Genomic DNA, 23852 nt, shown 5'->3' with positions numbered 1-23852 from the left:
GAATAATTATACGACCAGTTTGTGACTATAGGTAACATTTAAACCACCAAATTATGATCGATAATCACTATGTATTTGTGATTAAGTGTGGGTCTTACAGACCTCCAAAAACGCTGTTGACGGCGCCGCCCACGGCCCGCCAGCGCCGCCGTTGCAGGCGCCCTGCTGGCCGGCGGCAACTGCCGTAGATACGGCCGCCAGCGTGCGTCATCTATAATGGTGCTATCCCGATCTACTGGTCGCTTCACTCACTCTCACCTCTGCCCACACCATGGAATTAGCCAAGTCTTTCGAGCCCGCCGACATTGAACAATTCTGGCGCACCACCTGGGAACAGCGCGGCTATTTTGCCGCCACCATGGACGCCGACAAGCCCTCGTTCAGCATCCAGCTGCCGCCGCCCAACGTCACCGGCACCTTGCACATGGGGCACGCTTTCAACCAGACCATCATGGATGGCTTGGCGCGCTACTACCGCATGCGCGGCTACAACACGGCGTGGGTGCCAGGCACCGACCACGCCGGCATCGCCACCCAGATCGTCGTCGAACGCCAGCTCGATGCACAAAAAATCTCGCGCCACGACCTCGGACGTGAACAGTTCGTGCAAAAAGTGTGGGAGTGGAAAGAAAAATCCGGCAACATCATCACTGGCCAGATGCGCCGGCTGGGGACCTCGCCCGACTGGGACCGTGAATATTTCACGATGGACGAGCCGCGTTCGAAGACCGTCACCGAGGTGTTCGTGCGCCTGTTCGAACAGGGCTTGATTTACCGCGGCAAGCGGCTGGTCAACTGGGATCCCGTGCTGGGCACGGCGGTGTCCGATCTGGAAGTGGCGCAGGAAGAAGAAGACGGCAGCATGTGGTACATCCGCTACCCGTTCGCCGATGGCAGCGGCCACCTGACGGTCGCCACCACGCGGCCGGAAACGCTGCTCGGTGACGTCGCCGTCGCCGTCGACCCCACTGACGAGCGCTATGCCGCCCACGTCGGCAAGATGCTGCAACTGCCGCTGACCGGCCGCGAAATTCCCCTGATCGCCGACGAGTACGCCGACAAGGCCTTCGGCACCGGCTGCGTGAAAATCACCCCGGCCCACGATTTCAACGATTACGCCGTCGGCCAGCGCAACGGCCTGCCGTTGATCAGCGTGCTCACGCTCGACGCCAAGATCAACGAGAACGCCCCCGCCGTCTACCAGGGCCTGGACCGCTTCGCCGCACGCAAGCAGATCGTCGCCGACCTCGATGCGATTGGCCTGCTCGAAGCGGTCAAGCCGCACAAGCTGCAAGTACCACGGGGCGACCGCACCGGTGTCGTCATCGAGCCGATGCTGACCGACCAGTGGTTCGTCGCCATGAGCAAACCGGCGCCCGAAGGCACGCGCTTTCCCGGCCAGTCGATTGCCGAAGTGGCGCTGGAAAAAGTCGCCAATGGCGAAATTAAATTCGTGCCGGAAAACTGGAGTACCACCTACAACCAGTGGCTGGGCAATATCCAGGACTGGTGCGTCTCACGCCAGCTATGGTGGGGGCACCGCATCCCTGCCTGGTACGACGAGGCCGGCAACATCATCGTCGCCCGCGACGATGCCGAAGCCCAGCAAAAAGCGGCGGCGGCCGGCATCACCGGCGTGCTGCGCCGTGATGACGACGTCCTCGACACCTGGTTCTCGTCGGCGCTGGTGCCGTTTTCCACCATGGGCTGGCCCGAACAAACGCTCGATGCAACACTGTTCCTGCCCTCCTCCGTGCTGGTGACAGGCTTTGACATCATTTTCTTCTGGGTCGCGCGGATGGTCATGATGACCACCCACTTTACCGGCAAGGTGCCGTTCGACACCGTGTACGTGCACGGCCTGGTGCGCGATGCCCAGGGCCAGAAAATGTCCAAGTCGAAGGGCAACACGCTCGACCCCATCGACCTCATCGATGGCATCGACCTGGAAACCCTGGTGGCCAAGCGCACCAGCGGACTGATGAATCCGAAAGATGCGGCCAAGATTGACAAGGCCACCCGTAAAGAGTTCCCCAGCGGGATCGCCGCCTACGGCACCGATGCCGTGCGCTTTACCATGGCCAGTTATGCCTCGCTGGGCCGCTCGATCAATTTCGACCTCGGCCGCGCCGAGGGCTATCGCAACTTTTGCAACAAGCTGTGGAACGCCACCCGCTTCGTGCTGATGAATACCGAAGGGCACGATTGCAGCGCCGCCCCCGAGCACCTGTCGCAGGCCGACCGCTGGATCATCTCGCTGCTGCAGCGCGCCGAGCAGGATGTGGCAAAAGGTTTTGAGGACTACCGCTTCGACAATATCGCCTCGACCATCTACAAATTCGTCTGGGACGAGTATTGCGACTGGTACCTGGAACTGGCCAAGGTGCAAGTACAACACGGCACCCCCGAGCAGCAAAAAGCCACCCGTCACACGCTGCTGCGGGTGCTCGAAGTGGTGCTGCGCCTGGCCCATCCCATCATCCCGTTTGTCACCGAAGCGCTGTGGCAAAGCGTGGCGCCGCTGGCCGGCAAGACGCTCGCTGCCGAAGGCGATTCGATCATGCGCCAGCCGTATCCGGTGGCCAATCCGGCCAATATCGATGCAGGCGCCGAAGCCTGGATGGTGCAATTGAAGTCGCTGGTCGACGCCACCCGCAACCTGCGCGGCGAAATGCAGATTTCGCCGTCGCTGCGGGTGCCGCTGATCATCGAACCGGGCGGCGAAGCACATGCGGCCCTGCCCGCCTTTGCGCCGTACGTGCAGGCGCTCGGCAAACTGTCGGAAGTGCAGATCGTCGACGCCTTGCCAGAGTCGCCGGCAGCGGTGGCGATTGTCGGCACGACCAAGCTGATGCTCAAGGTGGAAATCGACGTCAAGGCCGAGCGCGAACGGCTGGCCAAGGAAATTACCCGCATCGATGGCGAAATCGCCAAGGTCAACGGCAAGCTGGGCAACGACAGTTTCGTCGCCCGCGCCCCGGCTGCCGTGGTGGCGCAGGAAAACGAGCGACTGGTCAATTTCTCGGCCACCATCGCCAAGCTGCGCGAGCAGTTTGACAAACTGGCCAGTGCCTGAGCGAAGCGCCCTGCGCCCATGTTGACGAATGGGACAGGCACCCTGCGGTGCCTGTCCCATTTTTCCTTCAGCGAACCGCATCCCCCCTACTTCAGGTGACGCGCCAGATGCCGGTCGAGCTGATTGGCAAAGTTCTGCCGGTCCGCATTGCCATACGGCGCCGGCCCGCCCGTGTCGACGCCACCACTTCTGAGTTCTTCCATGAAGGCGCGCATCGTCAATTGTTGCGCGATATTATCTGCCGTAAAAAAATCGCCGCGCGGATGGAGGGCGACGCCGCCCTTGTCGAGCACCAGGCTGGCCAGCGGAATATCGGCCGTGATCACCAGGTCGCCGGGCGCCACCATCCGGACAATTTCGGCATCGGCGGCATCGAGCCCGGCCGGCACCTGCACGGCGCGAATAAAACGCGACGGCGGCACCCGCAACAGAGTATTGGCCACCAGGGTCAGCTGCAGTTGCCGCTTGTCAGCGACGCGGTACAGGATCTCCTTGCAGACGCCGGGACAGGCATCCCCATCAACCAGTAATTGCATGCGCGCCTGCCTCTGCCACCCAGGCAATGTGTTGGATTTCGCCACAGCAGACATTGCTTTTCAGAACATAAAGGCCAGCTGTGCTATTGTTGAAAAAAACCATTTATTTCCTATATGTAGCATGATCAGCAAGATTGCACGTGCAGTCTGGAGCTTTGCATGATTTTCCTTCGATGTATTTCGTTTCTGATTGGCGTTGCCATCATCATGGGCGCACCGTTCTTTCTGTTGCCGGAGTCACCCACGCGGGCGATCAATGTCGACGGCGCCGTCAGCGCCTGCATCGCCATCGGCCTGGCGGCCTCCGGTTTTTTGATGGTGGGTGTATCCGGAAACCATTTCAAGCGGTCCCTGCGCGCGCGCATTCTTGCCGGCGTATTACTGGCGGTGCCCGTATTCGGTTCCATCGCCATCCTGCTGCAGGATAACCTGCCGGAGTCGGTGTGGCTGGTGGCGCCGCTGTTTTGCAGCGCGGTGATGATGTTCATTGCCTTCGTGTTTCCCGGCCGGCCCTCGCACACGCGCCGCCTGCGCCCGCGCGACGCCTCCAGCGTGCTGCCCTGAACGGGCGCCACGTCCCAGCGTCACTCAGGGACGTTGTCCCATAGATCACCGGTCGGACTGGTGCGTGGCGCGGCCACGCCGAAGTGGCGGTACGCCAGCGGCGTGGCGATGCGCCCGCGCGGCGTGCGCTGCAGATAGCCCTGCTGGATCAGGAACGGTTCGAGCACGTCTTCGATGGTGTCGCTCTCTTCGCCAATGGCGGCGGCGAGGTTGCCGATGCCGACCGGCCCGCCGCCAAACTTGAACAGCACCGCTTCGAGCAACTTGCGGTCCATGACGTCGAAACCGACGCTGTCGACATCGAGCATTTTGAGGGCGGCATCGGCCGTCAGCCGGGTGATCTCGCCATTGCCCTTGACTTCGGCGTAATCGCGCACGCGCCGCAGCAGGCGGTTGGCGATGCGCGGCGTGCCGCGTGCGCGCAGGGCGATCTCGCGGGCGCCATCTTCGACGATGGGCGCGCCGAGCAGGTCGGCGCTGCGGGTGACGATGCGGGTCAGCTCGGGCGTGGTATAAAACTCGAGGCGGGCGACGATGCCGAAGCGGTCGCGCAACGGGTTGGTCAGCATGCCGGCGCGGGTGGTGGCGCCGACCAGGGTGAACGGCTGCAAGTCGAGCTTGACGGAACGGGCGGCCGGCCCTTCGCCGATCATGATATCGATCTGGTAGTCTTCCAGCGCCGGGTAGAGGATCTCTTCGACCACCGGCGAGAGACGGTGAATTTCGTCGATGAAGAGGACGTCGTTCGCTTCCAGATTGGTCAGAATGGCAGCCAGGTCGCCGGGCCGCTCGAGTACCGGACCGGACGTCTGGCGCAAATTGACGCCCATCTCGCGGGCAATGATGTGGGCCAGCGTAGTCTTGCCCAGCCCCGGCGGGCCGAACAGCAAGGTGTGGTCGAGCGCTTCGCCACGGCGGCGCGCAGCGGTAATAAAAATCTCCAGCTGGTCGCGGATTTTTTCCTGGCCGACGTACTCGTCCAGGTGCTTCGGCCGCAAGGCCCGTTCGATCGCCTCTTCGTTGGGCGAGGCGGGCGCGGCGGCAATGATGCGTTGCTCGCTGAAATCGTCGGTCTGGATACTCAATGCAATCCTTTGGTAGGCAATAACACCGCCCGCTTAGCCTCGTGAAAGCGCTTTGAGGGCATATTTGATGCCGTCGGAGACGCTGCTGGCGGCCGGCATGCTCTTGATCGCCATCAGCGCTTCCTTGTCGGAATAACCGAGCGCCATCAAGGCATTGAGGATATCCGATTTTGCGTCCGGCACGGCGACGGCGCCACCGGCGCCGAGGTCGGCACCGAGCTTGCCCTTCAGTTCGAGCAGCAGGCGCTCGGCCGTTTTCTTGCCAATGCCGGGCACCTTGATCAGGCGGCCCGACTCTTGCAACGTCACCGCCTGCGCCAGATCGGCAATCGTCATGCCCGACAGGATCGACAAGGCGGTGCGTGCACCCACCCCGGTAATCTTGATCAACAGGCGAAACACGGCGCGTTCCTCGGCATTGCCGAAGCCAAACAGCAGATGGGCATCTTCGCGGATCGCCTGGTGGGTAAATAGCACCACTTTTTCGCCCAGGCCCGGCAGGTTGTAATACGTGCTCATGGAAACGTCGACTTCATAGCCGACGCCGGCACATTCCACCAGCAGTTGCGGCGGATTTTTTTCCAGCAAAATTCCTGAGAGTCGACCGATCATCGGCAGCCTTTATGAGAGAGAGGTTTACACCAGCCGGCCGTTTTTCATGCGCAGCGTGCCCAGCGCGGGCGCCAGCGCGCCCAGCAGCGCCAGCGCATCGTGGCTGTGGGCATGGCAGATCGCCACGCCGAGGGCGTCGGCAGCGTCCGTGCCCGGCAAGCCGGGCAGCACCAGCAGGCGCGCCACCATGTCCTGCACCTGTTCCTTGGCGGCACGCCCGGTGCCGACCACCGCCTGCTTTACTTGCAGGGCGGTATATTCGGCGACGTCGAGTTCGGCACCGACCAGCGCGGTGATCGCTGCCCCGCGCGCCTGGCCCAGCAGCAGAGTCGATTGCGGATTGACGTTGACGAACACTTTTTCAATCGCCGCGCAATCGGGCCGGTAGGTGCGCACCACCTCGCTGATGCCGGCGAGGATCAGTTTTAAGCGGGGCGGCAGCGCCGTCTCGCTGCCGGTCTTGATGGTGCCCGAGGCGATGTAGCGCAGCTTGTTGCCCTGCTTTTCAATCACCCCGAAGCCGGTGGTGCGCAGGCCGGGGTCGATACCAAGAATAATCATGAGCGCATGGTATACCGCAGGTCTGCGCCGTGGCGAAGATTTTGTTCTTAATGGCGGAAGTGGCGGGTACCCGTGTACAGCATGACGATGCCGCGCTCGTCGGCCGCATCGATCACTTCCTGGTCACGCATCGAACCACCTGGATGAATCACGCTGGTAGCGCCGGCGTCGACAACCACATCGAGGCCGTCGCGGAACGGGAAAAAGGCATCCGAGGCGACCGCCGAACCGGCCAGCGACAGGCCGGCGTTGTGCGCCTTGATGGCGGCGATGCGGGCCGAATCGATGCGGCTCATCTGGCCGGCGCCCACGCCCAGCGTCATGCCGCCGGCACAGAACACGATGGCGTTCGATTTGACGAACTTGGCCACGCGCCAGGCGAACATCAGGTCCTGCAACTGCTGCTGGGTAGGCTGCAGCTTGCTCACCACGCGCAATTCGCCCAGGCCGATATTTTTGGCGTCCGGGGTTTGCACCAACAGGCCGCCACCGACGCGCTTGACGTCGTAGGGATTGTGGCCATTGCCCAGCGCGATTTTCAGCACGCGCACATTTTGCTTGGCGGCCATCACCTGCAAGGCTTCGGCCGTAAACGCCGGCGCGATGAGCACTTCGACAAATAACTTGGCAATTTCGCGGGCGGTGTTGGCATCGACTTCGACGTTAAAGGCGATAATGCCGCCGAATGCCGACGTCGGGTCGGTTTGCAGCGCGCGGCCATAGGCATCGAAGGCATCGACGCCGATCGCCACGCCGCACGGATTGGCGTGCTTGACGATGACGCAACCGGCGCTGTGCTCGAAGCCGCCCAGGGTTTTCACGCATTCCCAAGCAGCATCGGCATCGGCGATATTGTTGTATGACAGCTCTTTGCCCTGCAGCTGGGTGTAGCTGGCCAGCGCGCCGGCGGCCGGCGCCAGGTCGCGGTAAAAGGCGGCCGCCTGGTGCGGGTTTTCGCCGTAGCGCATGTCCTGCACCTTTTCCACCGTCATGTTAAGGGTCTGCGGAAAGGCGGCGCGGGTGGCATGGGCACGGTCGGCGCCCAGGCTGGTCAGATAGTTGGTGATCGCACCATCGTACTGGGCGGTGTGGGCAAACACTTTTTTGGCCAGCATGAAGCGGGTGTCGTAGCCAATGCCGCTGTCCATTTCAGCCAGCACGGTGGCGTAGTCGAGCGGGTCGCACACCACCACCACGTCGCGGTGGTTCTTGGCGGCCGAACGCAGCATGGTGGGGCCGCCGATATCGATGTTTTCAATCGCATCTTCCAGCGAGCAGGTCTCTTTCGCCACGGTCTGCTGGAACGGGTACAGATTGACCACCACCATGTCGATGGTGGGAATGGCGTGCTCGGCCAGCTTGGCGACGTGATCGGGGAAATCGCGGCGTGCCAGGATGCCGCCGTGCACCTTCGGGTGCAGGGTCTTGACGCGGCCATCTAGCATTTCAGGAAAGCCGGTGTAATCGGCCACTTCGGTGACAGCCACGCCGTTATCGGCCAGCAGCTTGGCAGTGCCACCAGTGGACAGGATGGCCACCCCTTTCGCCGCCAGGGCGCGGGCGAAGTCGAGAACACCGGTTTTGTCGGAAACGGAAATAAGCGCTTGTTTGATCATGGGATGGTCCGGTCGGGAAATAAATTCTGGTTGGCGCAGCGGCAGTCGTGGTTCACCGGCGCGCACGCCGGCGTTCGGCAAGACGGTTTACAGCAGCCCGTGTTCCTGCAATTTTTTGCGCAAGGTATTGCGGTTGATGCCCAGCATCTGCGCGGCGTGCGACTGGTTGCCTTCGGCGCGCAGCATCACCACCTCGAGGATGGGTTTTTCGACCGTCATCACCACCATATCGTAGATATTTGACGGCTGCTGTTCGCCCAGGTCATTGAAATACTCTTCAAGACTTTTCTGGACTACTTCCTGGATACTTTCTTTGCTCATGTAATGACTTCGTCCGGCTGATGTTCTTGTTGTCGTCGCAGGCGCCTGGCTGTCTCCGCAGTGCCGTGGCCTGTCGTCATGCGCCTGTCGTGCTGTCCGTGCTACGCCGCCAGGGCGTCGCCGGCGGCAATGACGGGCCGGTATTGTAACCGCTCGCCCTGCTCTGCCTGCATTTTGAAAAACCGGTCGACGGCGTGCAACTGCGCAGCCGTCGATTCAAGCAGGTTCATGCGCTGTCGAAATGCTTCGCCACCGTCGAGTTCGCGCACATACCAGCCGATGTGCTTGCGCGCCGTGCGCACGCCCAGAAATTCGCCATAAAAGGCGTAATGGGCTTCGAGGTGTTCGTGCATCAAGCCGCGCACTTCGTCCACCAGCGGCGCCGGCAGGTAGGTGCCGGTGCGCAAATAGTGGTCGATTTCGCGGCAAATCCATGGCCGGCCCTGGGCCGCGCGGCCGATCATGACGGCATCGGCGGCCGTTGCATCAAGCACCATGCGGGCCTTGGCGGGCGTGGTGATATCGCCATTGGCCACCACCGGAATCGACACCGCCGCCTTGACGGCGGCAATGGTGTCGTACTCGGCTTCGCCGCTATAGCCGTCGGCACGCGTGCGGCCGTGCAGGGTCAGCATGGCGATGCCGGCCTGTTCGGCCAGGCGGGCAATCCTCAAGGCGTTCTTGTTTTCGCGGTTCCAGCCGGTGCGAAATTTGAGGGTGACGGGGACGTCGACGGCGGCCACCACGGTGTCGAGAATGCGCTCGACCAGGTCTTCGTGCTGCAGCAGGGCTGAGCCGCACCAGTTGTTGCACACTTTTTTGACGGGACAGCCCATGTTGATGTCGATGATCTGGGCACCGCGCTCGACGTTAAAGCGGGCGCAATCGGCCAGCTCCTGCGGATCGGCGCCGGCGATTTGCACCGCTTTCGGCGCCATCTCTCCCGCATGGTCGGTGCGCCGCGCACTCTTTTCGCTGGCCCACAGGCGCCGGTTCGATGCCGCCATCTCGGAGACGGCGTAGCCGGCGCCGAGCTGCTTGCACAGTTGCCGGAACGGCCGGTCGGTGACGCCGGCCATCGGCGCGACGAACACATTATTACGCAGCAGATAAGGGCCGATTTGCACTGGGCTCGCCAATAAGTGATCAAGGGAACCTGCGATTTTACCCTACAAGCTGCTCATTTAATCAGCACTAATTTGTTACGGTAGTTCATCGAGGGTGGCCGGCGCCAGGTGCGCGACCTGCCCCCAGCTGTGCAGGGTCAGCACGCCGGCGTCGACGCTGAAGGTATTGATGCTGCAGTTGAGCACAGAAAAATCGCGCGGGGTGTCCGGCGCCAGGCCACGGGCGGCGCGGTAGGCGCATTCGAGCACGCCACCGTGGGCGACGATGGCGATGCGGCCGCCCGCATAGCGCGCCGCCCAGGCGACGATGGCCGCCAGCGCGCGCGTATAAAACTGCCGAAAACTCTCGGCCACGCGGCTGCCGGCAGGCATGACGGCATCGATGTCGCGCGCCTGCCAGGCGGCAAACTCGGCCGGGTAGGCCGCCTCGATATCGGCGTACAGCAAGCCCTCGAAACTGCCATAACCCCGTTCGCGCAGGGCTGGATCCTGCTGCACCGTCAACTGGCGGCCGGCAGCGATGGCGGCCGCCGTCTGCCAGGCACGCTGCAGGTCGCTGGCGATGACGGCATCGAAGGCGGTGGCGGCGAGCGCACGCCCCAGCGCCTGCGCCTGCGCCAGGCCGTGCGCATTGAGGGCGATGTCGAGATGGCCTTGCAGGCGCCGTTCAGCATTCCAGGCGGTTTCGCCGTGGCGGATCAGGGTCAGTTGGGTTGGTAGGATGGGCAAGGGCATGGCCGCCATGATACAGGCACAACAATCCAGCACTGCAGTGCAGCGTTACAGCGCAGCGACAACCTGCGGATTGAGCGAATAAAAACAGTACATTTGCGCCTCATCGAGGATGTGGCCGCGCAGTGCGTGGCGCGCCTGGGCGCCGGAAAATGGCCCTTCGAGGGGGAAGCGGGCCACATCGAGCGCGTACAGGTTGAACACGTAAGCGTGGGGGCGCTGGTCGTCGCGCGGCGGACAGGGGCCATCATAACCAAAGTAGGCACCGACCATGTTGGGATCGGCCGCCAGCGACTGCGTGTAGTCGTTCAAGCCCTGGCGCAACTGGTGTTCGGTGCCGTTCTTGATGACAAACGGTAGCAGCGGACCCGGCTTGCCGTGCGGGGTGACCAGTTCGGAAAACTGCCCCTCAGTGAGCGCGTGCAGTGCGACGGGAATGTCGACCAGGGTCCAGTGATAAAAATCGACGCGCGGCACGCTGGCCGCCTGCGCATGCGCGCGCGCTGCCGGCCCGCCACGCGGCTTGGGCGCGAAGGCGCTGGCGAGGGCGTCGACATCGCGGCAGAACAGCGCCAGCGAATGGGCCGCCGCCGGCACGTCGTCCCAGGCCAGATGGGGGTTGCGATTTTCTGCCAACCGCGTTTTTTGCGCCCCATCGATGCAGGAAAACGCGCAGCGTGCCGGCAACAGCCCGCCTTCGCTAAATGAGTCGCTCCACAGTCGCATGTCTGCCTCCACCTCCCCAATTGGACAGCGCACATCGACGGAGGTTCACACCGGCCGGCGAAATCGCCGGCGGGGGGCGATGTCGGGAAGTGTCAGCGGGTGCTGGCGGCGTTGTCGCCCTGCAGGACGCACCGTTGCAGGTTCGACTCGATGAACGACCAGCAGTCGTCACCGTGCTGCAGCAGCAGACGCCAGGCCTCGCACCACAAGGCGCGCTCAATCTCGTCCATGTCCTCTGCGTCAGTCACTGCCGGACGGGCGCGGCGGTGCCACCTGCAGCCACAACGTCACCGGCCCGTCATTGGTCAGCGTCACCTGCATGTCGGCGCCGAAGCGGCCGGTCGCCACCGGCCGGTGGCGTGCGCGCGCCTGCGCCACCACGTGATCGAACAGGCGCGCCGCCTCGAGCGGCGGCGCGGCCGGGGTGAACGACGGCCGCGTGCCGGAGTTGGTGTCGGCCGCCAGCGTGAACTGCGGCACCAGCAGCAGGCCGCCGCCGCTGTCTGTCAAGCTCAGGTTCATCTTGCCGGCGCCATCGGCAAACACGCGGTACGCCAGCAGTTTATTCAACAGGGCGTCGGCCTGCTTGTCGGTATCGCCTTTTTCGGCGCACAGCAACACCAGCAAACCCGCTTCGATGGCGCCGATGGTGACGCCGTCGACCACCACGTGGGCGTGGCGCACCCGTTGCAACAGCGCGATCATGGCCGCAAGGTGACGCGCGCAAACTTGCGCTTGCCCACTTGCAACACGTAGACGCCGGTGTCGAGTTTCAAGCCCTTGTCGGCCACCACGGCGCCATCGATGCGCACGCCACCCTGGTCGATCAGGCGCATCGCTTCCGAGGTGGAGGCGCACAGATTGGCCAGCTTGCACAGTTGCGGCACGCCCAGCGGGGCGCCAGCGAGCGCCAGTTCAGGCACGTCATCGGGAATGCCGCCCTTCGAACGGTTGACGAAATCGGCCAGCGCGCTGTCGGCCGCCGGCGCCGAGTGAAAGCGGGTGACGATTTCCTGCGCCAGCGCGACCTTGGCGTCGCGCGGATTGCCGCCGCCATCGACGGCGGCCTTCAGCGCTGCCAGCTCGGCAATCGAGCGGAACGACAGCAATTCAAAATAGCGCCACATCATGACGTCGGAAATACTCATCAGCTTGGCGAACATGGTGTTGGCCGGCTCGGTGATGCCGATGTAGTTGTTTTTTGACTTGGACATCTTGTCGACGCCGTCCAGACCTTCCAGCAACGGCATGGTCAAAATGCACTGTTGCTCCTGGCCGTAATCCTTCTGCAGTTCCCTGCCAACGAGCAAATTGAATTTTTGGTCGGTTCCACCCAGCTCAAGGTCGGCTTTCAAGGCGACCGAATCGTAGCCCTGCATCAAAGGGTAAAGGAACTCGTGCACGCTGATCGGGGTCCCACTCTTGAAGCGCTTGGTAAAATCGTCGCGTTCCATCATGCGTGCCACCGTGTAGCGTGACGACAATTCGATCATGCCGCGGGCGCCCAGCGGATCGGACCATTCGGAGTTGTAGCGAATTTCCGTGCGGGCGGCGTCGAGCACCATGGCCGCCTGCTTAAAGTAGGTGGTGGCGTTTTGCTCGATCTGTTCGCGCGTCAGCGGTGGACGCGTGACGTTGCGGCCCGACGGATCGCCGATCATCGAGGTAAAGTCGCCGATCAAAAAGATCACCTGGTGGCCCAGGTCTTGCAGCTGGCGCATTTTATTGAGCACCACCGTGTGGCCCAGGTGCAGGTCGGGCGCGGTGGGGTCGAGGCCCAGCTTGATCCGCAGCGGCTGGCCGCTTTGCTCGGAGCGCGCCAGTTTCTGGGCAAATTCGGCTTCGATCAGCAGTTCGTCGACGCCGCGTTTGGTGATCGCCAGCGCTTCGCGCACGCGGTCCGTCAAGGGCAAAGGGGCATGTGCAGCTGCAGCAAAACTCTGCTTGGAAGGGGTGGTCGTGGTCATGATAACTTTATCAACTGAAATTAAAAAAGGCAGAGTTGCGGCGGGAGTTTGATATAATCCACGATCCTATTAACGTTGCCCGATGAAAACTAAACGCAATTACAACAAAAATACATAGTCTTCAATTGGAAGTTCAAGCGGCAAATTTTAACTGATTGCATGAACCCTACCCAAAAAACCCGACGCACGCGCTTGACCGGCCTGCCAGTACTATCGCGAAAGGCGCGCATCATCGGCGCTGGTGCCGTCTTTCTTGCAGTGTGCGCATTCGGCGCTGCGGCCATCGCGCCGCTGCCGGATGCGTCCGACCTGCCGGTGAAGTCGATCGCGCAAGATCTGGCCCTGCCGAACCTGGCCGATCAGATCAGCGCGCTGCAGCAAGAGCCACAGCAATTCATCCACGAAGAAAAAGTGCGTCCGGGCGACTCGCTCGCCTCCCTGCTCAACCGCCTCGGCGTCGATGACCAGGAAGCGGCCACCTTTATCAAGACCGACCGCATCGCCAAGGGCGTCATGCAGCTGAAAACCGGCAAACGCGTGCAAGCTCAGACCGACGACGATGGCCGCCTTGAATGGCTGCACGCCACCGTGGTCGATAACCAGGACATGCCGGTCAAGACCATCTCGATCAGCCGCAAGAATAACAAGCTGGTGGCCCAGGAAGCGGCCCCCAAGCTTGAACGCCGCGTGGAAATGCGCGCCCGCACCATCACCAATTCTCTCTATTCCGCCACCGATGCGTCCACCGACGGCGGCAAGCTGCCCGACGCCATCGTCGCCCAAATCATCGAGATGTTCTCGACCAGCATCGACTTCCGCTCCGACCTCAAGCGCGGCGACCATTTCAACGTGGTCTACGAAACGTTTTGGCAAGATGGCGAAATGGTCAAGTCGGGCCGCATCCTCGCTGGCGAATTCGTCAACCGTGGCGTGACATACCAGTCGGTGTGGTTCGAGGATCCAGCCAGCAAGGCCGGCGGCGGTTACTACACCTTCGATGGCAAGGCCTTGAAACGGGGCTTTCTCAAGTCACCACTGGAATTTTCGCGGATTTCGTCGGGCTTTTCGATGCGCGTGCACCCGATTTCCGGTAACTGGAAAGCGCACAAGGGCGTCGATTTCGCCGCCGCGCTGGGCACCCCAATCCGCGCCTCGGGCGATGGCGTGATCGACTTCCAGGGCGTCTCTGGTGGCTACGGCAACATGGTGGTGATCAAGCACTGGGCCAATTACAGCACCGCCTACGCCCACATGAGCCGCTTCTCGTCGAACCTGCGCAAGGGCGCCAAGGTCAGCCAGGGCGACATCATCGGCTACGTCGGCTCGACCGGCTGGTCGACCGGCGCCCACCTCCATTACGAATTCCGTGTCAACAACGAAGCGCGCGATCCCAACAGCCTCAACGTGATCGCCCAGGCGCCACTGTCGTCGGCCGAACTGGCGCGCTTCAAGGTGGCCGCGGCCGACATGACGCACCGCTTCGCCCTACTGCGTCCCGGCAGCGGTGCCGGTCAGGCCATGGCAGCGCGCTAAGCGCTTGGCCGCAGCCTGCTCGACAAAAGGCGGCGCCGCTACGGGCCGCCTTTTTTACGTCTAAAGAATTGGAAAAGCACTGACCTATCTATGAACAGCCCTCTTTTTATCGGCATGATGTCCGGCACCAGCCTCGATGGCGTCGACGCCGTGCTGGCCCGCTTCGCCGCCGACGGCGCCATCACCACCCTGGCCACCGCCAGCCTGCCGTTCGATCCCGCCCTGCGCGCCGAGTTGATGGCACTGCAGGCGGCCGGATCGAATGAACTCGAGCGCGAGGCGATTGCCGCCAATGGCGTGGCGGCGCTGTACGCCGACTGCGTCGCCGCCCTCGGCGTGGGCGCCAGCGACGTACGCGCGATCGGCGCCCATGGCCAGACCCTGCGCCACCGTCCCGAGCTGGGTTTTACCTGGCAAAGCATCAATGGCGCCCGCCTGGCCGAGCTGGCCGGTATCGACGTCATCTGCGACTTCCGCAGCCGCGACGTGGCCGCCGGCGGCCACGGCGCGCCGCTGGTACCGGCCTATCACGCGGCCGTGTTTGGCAAACCGGGCATCAACCGGGTGCTGGTCAATATCGGCGGCGTTGCCAACATCAGCGTACTGCACGCCGATGGTGCCGTGAGCGGTTTTGATACGGGGCCCGGCAATGTGCTGATGGATGGCTGGATCGGCCGCCACCACGGTCATCCCTACGATGCCGACGGCGCCTGGGCCGCCAGCGGCAATGTTGACCAGCCACTGCTCGCTGCGCTGCTGGCTGAACCGTATTTTTCGCTGGCACCGCCCAAAAGCACCGGGCGCGACCTGTTTCACCTCGACTGGCTCGATGGCGTGCTTGCTGGCGCGGTTACTGGCGCGGTGACTGGCATGGTTGCTGGCGCCAGCGCCCCGCAACCGCTGGCGGCCGCCGATGTGCAGGCGACCCTGACGCAACTGACAGCGACCAGCATCGCTGGCGCGATCGCGCAAGCGTGTCCGGGGCCGATCGAGGCGGTGTATGTGTGCGGCGGCGGCGCCAGCAATGGTGCGCTGATGGCAGCGTTGCAGGCGGCACTGCAGGCGGCAGTGGGCCAGGCGACCGTGGTCGCCTCGACGGCGGCCCTGGGCGTGGCGCCACAGCAGGTCGAGGCCCTCGCTTTCGCCTGGCTGGCATATCGCTTCGACCAAAGAAAAGCGGGCAATCTGCCCGCTGTGACGGGAGCGAGCGGCAGCCGAATATTAGGCGCGCTTTATCCCGCGTAGTGCTGCTAGTACCGCGGCTGTTAGTACAGCGGCTGTTACTACAGCGGCTGTTACTACAGCGGCTGTTACTACAGCGGCTGTTACTGCAGCTGCCTCAGACCGAGAACGACGAGCCGCAGCCACAGGTGGACGTGGCGGTCGGGTTCTTGATGACGAACTGGGCACCTTCGAGGTCGTCCTTGTAGTCGATCTCGGCGCCCACCAGGTACTGGTAGCTCATCGAATCAATCAGCAGCTGGACGCCGTTTTTGACCATGGTGGTGTCGTCTTCATTGACGATTTCGTCAAACGTGAAGCCGTACTGGAAGCCGGAGCAACCGCCACCCTGCACGAACACGCGCAATTTCAGGTCGGGATTGCCTTCTTCTTCGATCAGCTGGGCCACCTTCTGGGCGGCGCTGTCGGTAAACACGATCGGCGACGGCATGGCATCGGCGGCGGCTGGCATGGTCAGTTCTACGGCATTCATGGGGGACTCCTGGCTGGAAACGGTTGCAGCCATTATAGACTGTTGGGGGAACTCACGCTGCAGACGCTTGCGCTGGTCGGGCTGATGTTGTACCACACCAGTGACTGCGGCGCCATCTTGCATCTGCAGCAGTGGCCATTACTATGCGGGCGTTTTCCGCTAATGCAAGCACTACTGGCATCGTGCCACGCCCTCTCCTTAGGGCAACAGCGCAATCTGCTGCAAGCCCTGCCCTTCAGGCAAGCCAAACATCAGGTTCATGCACTGCACCGCCTGGCCGGCAGCGCCCTTGACCAGGTTATCCTGGACCACCAGGATAACCACGGTATCGCCACCGGACGGGCGGTGCAACGCCAGGCGCAGCATGTTGGCGCCGCGCGTCGAGCGGGTTTCCGGGTGCGCGCCGAACGGCATCACATCGACGAACTGGTCATCCTTGTATTGCTCTTCGAACAAGGCTTGCAGCGCCTCGTTGCTGATGTCCGACGTCAGGCGCGCATACAGGGTGGCGTGCATGCCGCGAATCATCGGCACCAGGTGCGGCGTAAACGTCAGGCCCACCTTCTGCTCCGTAAAACGCTGCAGCTGCGCCACCGTTTCCGGCGTGTGGCGGTGGCCGGACACGCCATACGCCTTGAAATTGTCGCTCGCCTCGGAAAACAGGGTGCCGATCTCGGCTTTGCGGCCGGCGCCCGAGACGCCCGACTTGGCGTCGGCGATCAGGTGGGCCGCATCGACGATGCCGGCCTTGAGCAGCGGGTAAAAACCGATTTGCATGGTGGTCGGATAGCAACCGGGATTGGCGATCAGGCTGGCGGCGGCGATCGCTTCCCGGTTTAGCTCCGGCAAACCGTAGACCGCCTGCTCGATCAGCTCTGGCGCCGTGTGGGGAATCTTGTACCACTGTTCAAAGAGCGCCTGGTCTTTCAGGCGGAAGTCGGCCGCCAGGTCGATCACCTTGACGCCGGCTGCCAGCAGTGCCGGCGCCTGCGCCATGGCAACGCCGTGCGGGGTGGCGAAGAACACCACGTCGCAGGCCGCCAGGTCGACCTTGTCGGGGGCGCAAAAGGCCAGATCAACGTGGCCGCGCAGCGACGGGAACATGTCGGCCACCGGCACACCGTCTTCCTTGCGCGAGGTGATCGCGGTCAGCTCTGCGCCGGGGTGGGCCGACAGCAGTCGCAGCAATTCCACGCCCGTGTATCCGGTGCCGCCAACGATGCCAACTTTGATCATGTCTGTTCCTTTGAATTAAAAATGAGCGCTTGCAGTGAAGCGCGATTTTACCAGCAGCGCAGGAATGACGCGCCGCCTGCCGCACGTAAAAAAACCGCCGGGCTGGCGCGCGGCGGTTTTTTCGCACGACGCCCGAAGGCGCCGCAGGAAGCGCATTAACGCTTCGAGAATTGCTTTGCGCGACGTGCTTTGCGCAGACCAACTTTTTTACGCTCAACTTCACGCGCATCGCGGGTCACGAAACCGGCTTTGGCCAGGTCTGGCTTCAACGATGCATCGTAGTCGATCAGGGCGCGGGTGATACCGTGGCGCACTGCACCTGCCTGGCCCGACTCGCCGCCGCCGTGCACGTTGACTTTGATGTCAAAACGCTCGACGTTGCCGGTCAGTTCCAGCGGCTGGCGAATGACCATCAGGCCGGTTTCGCGCGAAAAGTAGTCAGACGCTGGCTTGCCGTTGACGATAATTTGGCCAGTGCCAACTTTGATGAAGACGCGAGCGACTGCACTCTTGCGACGGCCGGTGCCGTAATTGTAGTTACCGATCATGTCAGCTCCTTAGAGAACGAGTGCTTTAGGTTGCTGCGCAGCGTGCGGATGGGAACCTTCCGCGTACACTTTGAGCTTCTTGATCATCGCGTAGCCAAGCGGGCCCTTAGGCAGCATGCCCTTGACCGCTTTTTCCAGCGCGCGACCCGGAAAACGCTGTTGCATTTTCAGGAAATTGGTTTCGTAGATGCCGCCTGGGTAGCCAGAGTGACGGTAGTACGTCTTCTCGGTGGCTTTGGTACCCGTGACGCGCAGTTTGCCTGCGTTGATGACGACGATAAAGTCGCCGGTGTCGACGTGGGGAGTAAATTCTGGCTTGTGTTTGCCGCGCAGTCGGAGTGCCACTTCGCTGGCAACACGTCCGAGGATCAAGTCCGTCGCGTCAATCACCAACCAGTCGCGCTGGACTTCATGTCCTTTAGCGGAAAAAGTTTTCATGATGACTTCCTAATTCAATACATCGCTCAAATGGTGGTTCCGCTCTGCTGCCGCGGACTCTGCCTTATTGTCTTTCCTGAGCAAACGGAAAGCCGGCAAGTATAACGCCTTCCTCGCTCTGGCGTCAATTGCCAATCACCCCGCGCAACAGAAAAAAGCAGCCGCAACGCCTTTCCTGGCGACATCATTCAAAAATGAAACTAACGATTGACCAGTAAAACATTGCCAATCTAGACTGATGTTCACTGACCGCGTCGATCCGCCGCACTGGAGAGCCTGTGACACTTCGTTTGTTCCGTACCGCGCCCATGCTGGCGGCGCTTTTTTCTGCGCTGCTGGCCGCCAGCGCCGCTGCGGCCGCTGCGGCCGCTGCGGCCGCTGCGGCGGCGGCGGCCACCCACCCGTGCCACTTGCCGGGCGTCGAAGAACCGTTGCGCTGCATGACCTTGAGCGTGCCCCTCGAACGCGGCGCCGGCAACGCCAGCGCCAGCCTCGGCTTGCACGTGACGGTGGCGCCAGCGTTTCGCGAAGCGGCGCGGCCCGATCCCCTGTTCGTGCTCGCTGGCGGCCCCGGCCAGGCCGGCTCGGATGTGCTGCCATTATTGAACACCAGCTTTCGCCGGATCCGCGCGACCCGCGACATCGTCTTTATCGACCAGCGCGGCACCGGCCTGTCTGGCAAGCTCGACTGCGAAACCACGCCAGCGCAAGAAACCATGACTGAGCAGCAACTCGACGCCGAACTGGTCGCCTGCGTGGCGCGCCTGAAAACCCCGTTGCGCGCCTACGGCACCGCCGCCGCCGCCGCCGACATCGAATCGGTGCGCGTGGCGCTCGGCTACCGCCGCATCAATCTGTGGGGCGGTTCTTACGGCACCCGGCTGGCGCAAGCGTATGCGCGCGCCTATCCGGCGCAGGTGCGCTCGCTCATGCTCGATGGCGTGGCGGCGCCCGACCAGGTCATTCCGGCCGGCGGGCGCGACGGCCAGGCGGCGCTCGATGCGCTGTTTCGCCAGTGCGCCGCCGAGCCCCAGTGCCAGCGGGCTTTTCCGCAGATCCGCGCCGAATTCGACACGCTCAGCGCGCGCATCGCCGCCGGCAAGGTGATCGTCAATATTGCCGATCCGCGCACCGGCCTGCCAGTGACCCTGCCGATGACCAGCGGCCGCTTTTTCGGCACCGTCCACAGCATCCTGTATTCGCCGGTCGACAGCCGCCGCCTGCCCTTCCTGATCCACAGCGCCGTGCAGGGCCGCTGGGAACCCTTCATGGCGCGCCGCAATGTGGCGGCCGATTTCGCCGCCGATGGCAGCGCCGCCATGTTGCTGTACCTGGCGGTGGTGTGCGCCGAAGACCTGCCGCGCCTGACACCAGCCCTGCGCGCCGACGATGCGGCTGCGCTGGTGGCGCCCATGCTGATGCGCTTGCCGGTGCTGTGCCAGGCGGTGGCGGTGCCGCCGGTGCCGCTCCTGGCGCCGACCGAGATCGGCGCCCCCGCCCTGCTGCTGTCGGGCGCGCTCGATCCGGTGACGCCGCCACGGCGCGCCGCAGCGGCTGCCAGATTCATGCGGCAGCCGCAGCAGCTGGTGGTCGACAGCGCCGGCCACGGCATTTCGCAGCTGGGCTGCGCGCCGCGCCTGCTGCGCGAATTCATCGACCAGCCCGACAAGCCGGTGGCCGCCCAGTGTCTCAAGGAAATCCCGATCCCCGGCTTTCAGCTGGGCAGCGCCGGGCCGCAGCCATGAAGCTCGCACCTGCTTACCTTCACCGCCAGGATCATCATGATTGAGACCGTCGACGTCCGCAAACAGTTCGGCGCCGTGCACGCCCTTGGCGGCGTCAGCCTGTGCGCCCGCGACGGCCATATCACCGCCCTGCTGGGCCCGAATGGCGCCGGCAAGACCACCCTGCTGCGCCTGCTGGTCGGCCTGCTCAAGCGCGACCACGGCAGCATCCGCGTCGGTGGCGTCGATCCGGCCGTCGACCCGATGGCGGTGCGCCGCGACATCGGCTTTTTGACCGACCAGTTCGGCCTGTATGAAAAGCTGAGCACGCGCGAATACCTGCGCTATTTTGGCCAGCTGAACGGCATGGATGCAGGTGCGCTCGACGGCCGCATCGATGCCGTCTGCGCGCTGCTCGACATGGCCGACATCGTCGAGCGCCGCTCGAAAGGTTTTTCGCAGGGCCAGCGCATCAAGGTGGCGCTGGCGCGCACCCTGCTGCACCGCCCGCGCCACCTGCTGCTCGACGAGCCCAGCCGCGGCCTCGACGTCATGAGCACGCGCGCCCTGCGCACCGCCCTGCAGGCACTGCGCCAGGATGGCTGCTGCGTCATCATGGCCACCCACGTGATGCAGGAAGTGAGCCACCTGTGCGACGACGTCATCGTCATCGCCCGCGGCCGCACGGTGGCGCAAGGCTCGCCCCAACAATTGTGCGAACGCACCGGCATCGCCAACCTGGAAGACGCCTTCGTCAGCCTGGTTGGAACCGAAGAAGGAATCGCCTGATGGCCATCTGGACCGTTGTGCTGCGCAAGGAATTGCGCGAGTCGTTGCGCGACCGCCGCTCGCTGATGCTGCTGGGGCTGTTTACGCTGATGTATCCGCTGATGCTGGGGATCATCCTGAACCAGTCGATCAAGCGCGCCACCAAGCCCGAACGCGAAGGCATCGAACTGGCCGTCATCGGCGCCGCCCAGGCGCCCAACCTGATGGCCCAGTTCAAGCAAAAAAACATCCTGGTGCAGCAAGTCGGGCCGATGAACGAGGCCGCCATCACCAGGCTGCTGCAGGCGCGCAAGGTGGTGGCGCTGCTGCGCATCCCCGACAAATTCACCGACAACTACCAGGCGCTGCGGCCGGCGCGGGTGGAGTTATGGTTCGACTCGGCCGCCGACAACGGCCAGCGCCAGCGCGACATCGAAGACGTGCTGCGCACCTACGGCGCCGGCGTCACCAGCGCGCGCCTGCTGGCGCACGGCGTCTCGCCGGCGCTGGTCTCGCCGGTGCTGGTGCAGCGCTACGACACCGGCAGCACGGCGGCGCGCTCGGCCGGCCTGATCGGCAGCGTGCTGGGCCTGCTGTTTTTTCCCGCTTTCCTGTGCGGCCTGTCGGCCGCCATCGACAGCACCGCCGGCGAGCGCGAGCGGCGCTCGCTGGAAGTGCTGATGTCGCAGCCGGCCCATGCGTGGGAACTGGTGACGGGCAAATGGCTGGCCGCCGCCACCCTGTCGCTGATCGGCCTGGTGATCGGCCTGGCGGTGGCCCACGCCGTGCTGGCCTGGCTGCCGCTGGAAGAAATCGGCATGGCCTGGCGCGTCACCAATGCCGACCTGGCCACTGTCTGCCTGGTATCGGTTCCCCTGTCGCTGTTCGCCGGTGCCATGCAGGTGGCGGTGGCGATGAATGCCAAATCGTTCAAGGAAGCGCAGAGCACGCTGAGCTTTCTGATGCTGCTGCCAATGGCACCCGGCCTGGTGGTGTCGATGATGGAACTGAAGACGGCGCTGTGGATGTACGCGGTGCCGATCCTGTCGAACCAGACTTTACTGAAGGAAGTGGCGCGCGGCGAGGCGCTCGGCGCCCTGCCTTACCTGCTGACGTTTTTGAGTGCGCTGCTGCCGGCGCTGGCGTTTGCCGCCTTCGCCGCCTGGCGCATGAAGAGCGAGCAGTATGTGCTGGGCGTGTAGCCCGTGGCCACACCACTTACAATAGCGCCTCGTACAACGGAGGAATCATGGAAGCAAAAGTGAGCTGGAATGGCCCGTCGGGCATGAGTTTCAAGGCAACGACGGGATCCGGTCACGTGGTGCACATGGACGGCGCTCTCGACGGCGGCGGCCACAACACGGCGCCGCGGCCGATGGAAATGGTGTTACTGGGCACCGGCGGCTGCACCGCCTACGACGTCGTGCTCATTCTTAAACGCAGTCGCGAGGCGGTCAGCGGTTGCGACGTCACGCTGCAGGCCGAGCGGGCAGACACCGATCCCAAGGTATTTACGAAGATTCATTTTCACTTCGTCGTCAGCGGCAGCAATCTGAAACCGCTGGCGGTCGAGCGTGCCGTTCAGCTGTCGCACGACAAATACTGCTCGGCATCGATCATGCTGGCCAAGACGGCCGCGATTACCCACTCGTTCGAGATCGTCGACGCCTGAGCGATCGCTGCCAGCTTACAGGTAATAGGCGGTCGCCGTCATCACCTTGGCCATTGCCGTCATCGCCATCCGCGCCGGCGCCGGCACGTTGATCGCCCCCAGCGCCTGCGCGGCGGCACCGTGCGCCACTTCATCGTCGCGCATCTGGGTGACGATGGCGCGCGATTTGGCGTCCTGCGCGGGCAGCGACACCAAATGGCTGTCGAGGTGCGCTTCGACCTGGCGTTCTGTCTCCACGACAAACCCGAGGCTGCGCTGGTCGCCCAGCTGCGCTGCCAGCGTGCCCAGCGCAAAGGCGCCCGCATACCAGACGGGATTGAATACGCTCGGTTGTGAGCCCAGTTCGGCCAGGCGCTGCGCGGTCCACGCCAGGTGGTCTTCTTCTTCGCGGCCAGCCTGGACGAACTGCGCGCGCATGGCGTCGCTGGCGGCGAAACGGGCCTGGGCGTCGTACAGCGCCTGGGCGCACACTTCGCCGACGTGATTAACCCGCATCAGGCCGGCACTACGGCGCAGCTCGGCGCCTTCCAGATGGACATCATCGATATGCACGGCCGGATTGGCGCGGGTGGCGACGGCGACGCCGGCGACCACGCGCAAGGCCTTGTCGATACCGCTAATAAAACCATCGATACCGCCTAAGCGGGGAGCAAACATGGCGGACATGGGGAAATTCCTGCAGTCAAAAATTGATTATAAGATGCCAGGCAAGGCCGGCGCGCCCGGCTGCGCCGCCAGGTTTTGCTTTTCGATCCAGTCGAGCACGGGGCCGCCGATGTCGAGCCGCGAAATCGCCTTGGCCACGCCGAGGTTCAGCGACAGCAAAAAGCCGATGGTATCGGTGGGCACTTCGGGACAGTGTTCGGCAAACACCGCCATGAAGCGCGGCGAATCGACCACCGGCACCACCTTGGCGCCGCTCATGAACTGCAGGGCGCTGGCAATGCTGTGGCCGCGGCCGATTGCCTGGTAAATAAATTTGTTGTAAGCACGGTCGACCACCTTGAAGTCGATCGCTTCGGGCCGCACCAGCGCGGCCAGGTAGTGCAGGCCGACGGCGACACGGAACCAGGCGAGCGACTCGTCACGGTTGCGGGCGGCGCGCGCCACCTGCAGCACGCGCTCTTGAATGGCGGTATCCATGCGGCCATTATCCACGCTTTGGCGGCGCCGGCACAACAATCTGCGGCGCCGTTTGTGCACTCTGGCTGCCCGATCGGACCGACTGTCGCACTGAACCGCCGAGCTGGCAACAAATTTCATACAATGGCAAGGTCGGGCGTGCGTGCGCAGTTG

26 protein-coding genes are annotated in these 23852 nt (G+C 63.4%); 8 read left to right on the top strand and 18 right to left on the bottom strand.

Going from position 1 to position 23852, the window contains the following annotated elements; translation table 11 throughout:
* Positions 1-271: 271 nt before the first annotated feature.
* Positions 272-3076 carry a valine--tRNA ligase gene (locus ACP7BZ_RS08090; protein ID WP_426111873.1) on the top strand — a complete coding sequence of 935 codons (2805 nt, stop codon included), beginning with the start codon at positions 272-274 and terminating at the stop codon, positions 3074-3076.
* Between the two features lie 86 nt (positions 3077-3162).
* Here the strand turns inward: ACP7BZ_RS08090 and ACP7BZ_RS08085 are convergent, their stop codons facing one another.
* Positions 3163-3612, bottom strand: a complete 450-nt coding sequence (locus ACP7BZ_RS08085) for a YaiI/YqxD family protein (RefSeq protein WP_426111871.1) — start codon at positions 3610-3612, stop codon at positions 3163-3165.
* A 159-nt stretch (positions 3613-3771) separates the two neighbouring features.
* Here ACP7BZ_RS08085 and ACP7BZ_RS08080 point away from each other — a divergent pair, with 159 nt between their 5' ends.
* Entirely contained in the window at positions 3772-4176 is a 405-nt protein-coding gene (locus ACP7BZ_RS08080; protein WP_426111869.1) for a hypothetical protein, read from the top strand.
* A gap of 20 nt (positions 4177-4196) precedes the next feature.
* Here ACP7BZ_RS08080 and ruvB read toward each other — a convergent pair whose 3' ends face one another.
* From ruvB to tyrS, 11 genes are all read right to left on the bottom strand, one after another.
* Positions 4197-5261 (bottom strand): Holliday junction branch migration DNA helicase RuvB, encoded by a 1065-nt coding sequence (gene ruvB / locus ACP7BZ_RS08075; protein WP_426111867.1) that lies wholly within the window; start codon positions 5259-5261, stop codon positions 4197-4199.
* A gap of 33 nt (positions 5262-5294) precedes the next feature.
* The gene (ruvA, locus tag ACP7BZ_RS08070) at positions 5295-5873 is read right to left on the bottom strand and encodes a Holliday junction branch migration protein RuvA (protein WP_426111865.1); all 579 of its coding nucleotides are present in this window, start codon (positions 5871-5873) and stop codon (positions 5295-5297) included.
* Between the two features lie 24 nt (positions 5874-5897).
* The gene (gene ruvC, locus ACP7BZ_RS08065; RefSeq protein WP_426111863.1) at positions 5898-6434 is read right to left on the bottom strand and encodes a crossover junction endodeoxyribonuclease RuvC; all 537 of its coding nucleotides are present in this window, start codon (positions 6432-6434) and stop codon (positions 5898-5900) included.
* A gap of 47 nt (positions 6435-6481) precedes the next feature.
* Positions 6482-8050 carry a bifunctional phosphoribosylaminoimidazolecarboxamide formyltransferase/IMP cyclohydrolase gene (gene purH, locus ACP7BZ_RS08060; protein WP_426111861.1) on the bottom strand — a complete coding sequence of 523 codons (1569 nt, stop codon included), beginning with the start codon at positions 8048-8050 and terminating at the stop codon, positions 6482-6484.
* 87 nt (positions 8051-8137) lie between these two features.
* Positions 8138-8371 (bottom strand): helix-turn-helix domain-containing protein, encoded by a 234-nt coding sequence (locus ACP7BZ_RS08055; RefSeq protein ID WP_426111859.1) that lies wholly within the window; start codon positions 8369-8371, stop codon positions 8138-8140.
* Between the two features lie 101 nt (positions 8372-8472).
* Positions 8473-9498, bottom strand: coding sequence for a tRNA dihydrouridine synthase DusB (gene dusB, locus ACP7BZ_RS08050; protein ID WP_426111857.1), 1026 nt, complete (start codon positions 9496-9498; stop codon positions 8473-8475).
* 75 nt (positions 9499-9573) lie between these two features.
* On the bottom strand, positions 9574-10233 hold the full coding sequence (locus ACP7BZ_RS08045) for a histidine phosphatase family protein (RefSeq protein ID WP_426111855.1): 660 nt from the start codon (positions 10231-10233) through the stop codon (positions 9574-9576).
* Between the two features lie 45 nt (positions 10234-10278).
* Positions 10279-10956: a YbhB/YbcL family Raf kinase inhibitor-like protein gene (locus ACP7BZ_RS08040; RefSeq protein WP_426111853.1), complete on the bottom strand. Its 678-nt coding sequence runs from the start codon at positions 10954-10956 to the stop codon at positions 10279-10281.
* A gap of 92 nt (positions 10957-11048) precedes the next feature.
* Positions 11049-11186 (bottom strand): hypothetical protein, encoded by a 138-nt coding sequence (locus tag ACP7BZ_RS08035; RefSeq protein WP_426111851.1) that lies wholly within the window; start codon positions 11184-11186, stop codon positions 11049-11051.
* Positions 11187-11196: 10 nt separating this feature from the next.
* Positions 11197-11661, bottom strand: a complete 465-nt coding sequence (dtd, locus tag ACP7BZ_RS08030) for a D-aminoacyl-tRNA deacylase (protein WP_426111849.1) — start codon at positions 11659-11661, stop codon at positions 11197-11199.
* Positions 11658-12923: a tyrosine--tRNA ligase gene (tyrS, locus tag ACP7BZ_RS08025; protein WP_426111847.1), complete on the bottom strand. Its 1266-nt coding sequence runs from the start codon at positions 12921-12923 to the stop codon at positions 11658-11660. The genes dtd and tyrS overlap by 4 nt, the downstream gene beginning before the upstream one ends.
* A gap of 159 nt (positions 12924-13082) precedes the next feature.
* Here tyrS and ACP7BZ_RS08020 point away from each other — a divergent pair, with 159 nt between their 5' ends.
* Together ACP7BZ_RS08020 and ACP7BZ_RS08015 are read left to right on the top strand one after the other, a co-directional pair.
* The gene (locus ACP7BZ_RS08020; RefSeq protein ID WP_426111846.1) at positions 13083-14456 is read left to right on the top strand and encodes a peptidoglycan DD-metalloendopeptidase family protein; all 1374 of its coding nucleotides are present in this window, start codon (positions 13083-13085) and stop codon (positions 14454-14456) included.
* A 90-nt stretch (positions 14457-14546) separates the two neighbouring features.
* The gene (locus ACP7BZ_RS08015) at positions 14547-15701 is read left to right on the top strand and encodes an anhydro-N-acetylmuramic acid kinase (RefSeq protein ID WP_426111844.1); all 1155 of its coding nucleotides are present in this window, start codon (positions 14547-14549) and stop codon (positions 15699-15701) included.
* Positions 15702-15795: 94 nt separating this feature from the next.
* Here the strand turns inward: ACP7BZ_RS08015 and erpA are convergent, their stop codons facing one another.
* The 4 genes from erpA to rplM form a co-directional block, all read right to left on the bottom strand.
* Positions 15796-16170 (bottom strand): iron-sulfur cluster insertion protein ErpA, encoded by a 375-nt coding sequence (gene erpA, locus ACP7BZ_RS08010; protein WP_426111842.1) that lies wholly within the window; start codon positions 16168-16170, stop codon positions 15796-15798.
* Positions 16171-16368: 198 nt separating this feature from the next.
* Entirely contained in the window at positions 16369-17406 is a 1038-nt protein-coding gene (gene argC / locus ACP7BZ_RS08005) for an N-acetyl-gamma-glutamyl-phosphate reductase (protein WP_426111840.1), read from the bottom strand.
* Between the two features lie 155 nt (positions 17407-17561).
* Positions 17562-17954, bottom strand: a complete 393-nt coding sequence (rpsI, locus tag ACP7BZ_RS08000) for a 30S ribosomal protein S9 (protein WP_426111838.1) — start codon at positions 17952-17954, stop codon at positions 17562-17564.
* A gap of 9 nt (positions 17955-17963) precedes the next feature.
* Positions 17964-18392 carry a 50S ribosomal protein L13 gene (rplM, locus tag ACP7BZ_RS07995; RefSeq protein WP_099788240.1) on the bottom strand — a complete coding sequence of 143 codons (429 nt, stop codon included), beginning with the start codon at positions 18390-18392 and terminating at the stop codon, positions 17964-17966.
* 278 nt (positions 18393-18670) lie between these two features.
* Here rplM and ACP7BZ_RS07990 point away from each other — a divergent pair, with 278 nt between their 5' ends.
* From ACP7BZ_RS07990 to ACP7BZ_RS07975, 4 genes are read left to right on the top strand one after another with little or no spacing between them, the layout of a single operon-like run.
* Positions 18671-20137 carry an alpha/beta hydrolase gene (locus ACP7BZ_RS07990; protein ID WP_426111835.1) on the top strand — a complete coding sequence of 489 codons (1467 nt, stop codon included), beginning with the start codon at positions 18671-18673 and terminating at the stop codon, positions 20135-20137.
* A 36-nt stretch (positions 20138-20173) separates the two neighbouring features.
* Positions 20174-20905, top strand: a complete 732-nt coding sequence (locus ACP7BZ_RS07985; protein ID WP_426111833.1) for an ATP-binding cassette domain-containing protein — start codon at positions 20174-20176, stop codon at positions 20903-20905.
* A complete protein-coding gene (locus ACP7BZ_RS07980; RefSeq protein ID WP_426111831.1) occupies positions 20905-22086 on the top strand; it encodes an ABC transporter permease in 1182 nt (393 codons plus the stop codon). Before ACP7BZ_RS07985 ends, ACP7BZ_RS07980 begins: the two co-directional genes overlap by 1 nt.
* A 47-nt stretch (positions 22087-22133) precedes the next feature.
* Complete coding sequence (locus ACP7BZ_RS07975) at positions 22134-22556, top strand: OsmC family protein (protein WP_426111829.1); 423 nt, start codon at positions 22134-22136, stop codon at positions 22554-22556.
* Between the two features lie 15 nt (positions 22557-22571).
* On the opposite strand, the gene coq7 is transcribed toward ACP7BZ_RS07975, so the two are convergent.
* Together coq7 and ACP7BZ_RS07965 are read right to left on the bottom strand one after the other, a co-directional pair.
* The gene (gene coq7, locus ACP7BZ_RS07970) at positions 22572-23222 is read right to left on the bottom strand and encodes a 2-polyprenyl-3-methyl-6-methoxy-1,4-benzoquinone monooxygenase (RefSeq protein WP_426111827.1); all 651 of its coding nucleotides are present in this window, start codon (positions 23220-23222) and stop codon (positions 22572-22574) included.
* A 27-nt stretch (positions 23223-23249) separates the two neighbouring features.
* Positions 23250-23699 carry a hypothetical protein gene (locus tag ACP7BZ_RS07965; RefSeq protein ID WP_426111825.1) on the bottom strand — a complete coding sequence of 150 codons (450 nt, stop codon included), beginning with the start codon at positions 23697-23699 and terminating at the stop codon, positions 23250-23252.
* Positions 23700-23852 lie beyond the last annotated feature (153 nt).

Origin of the sequence: Massilia sp. PWRC2 (genome assembly GCF_049896725.1) — a bacterium.
Lineage (GTDB): Bacteria > Pseudomonadota > Gammaproteobacteria > Burkholderiales > Burkholderiaceae_D > JAFCUW01.
Note: the sequence above shows the minus strand (reverse complement) of the source record. Positions and strands in the feature narration are given on the sequence as shown.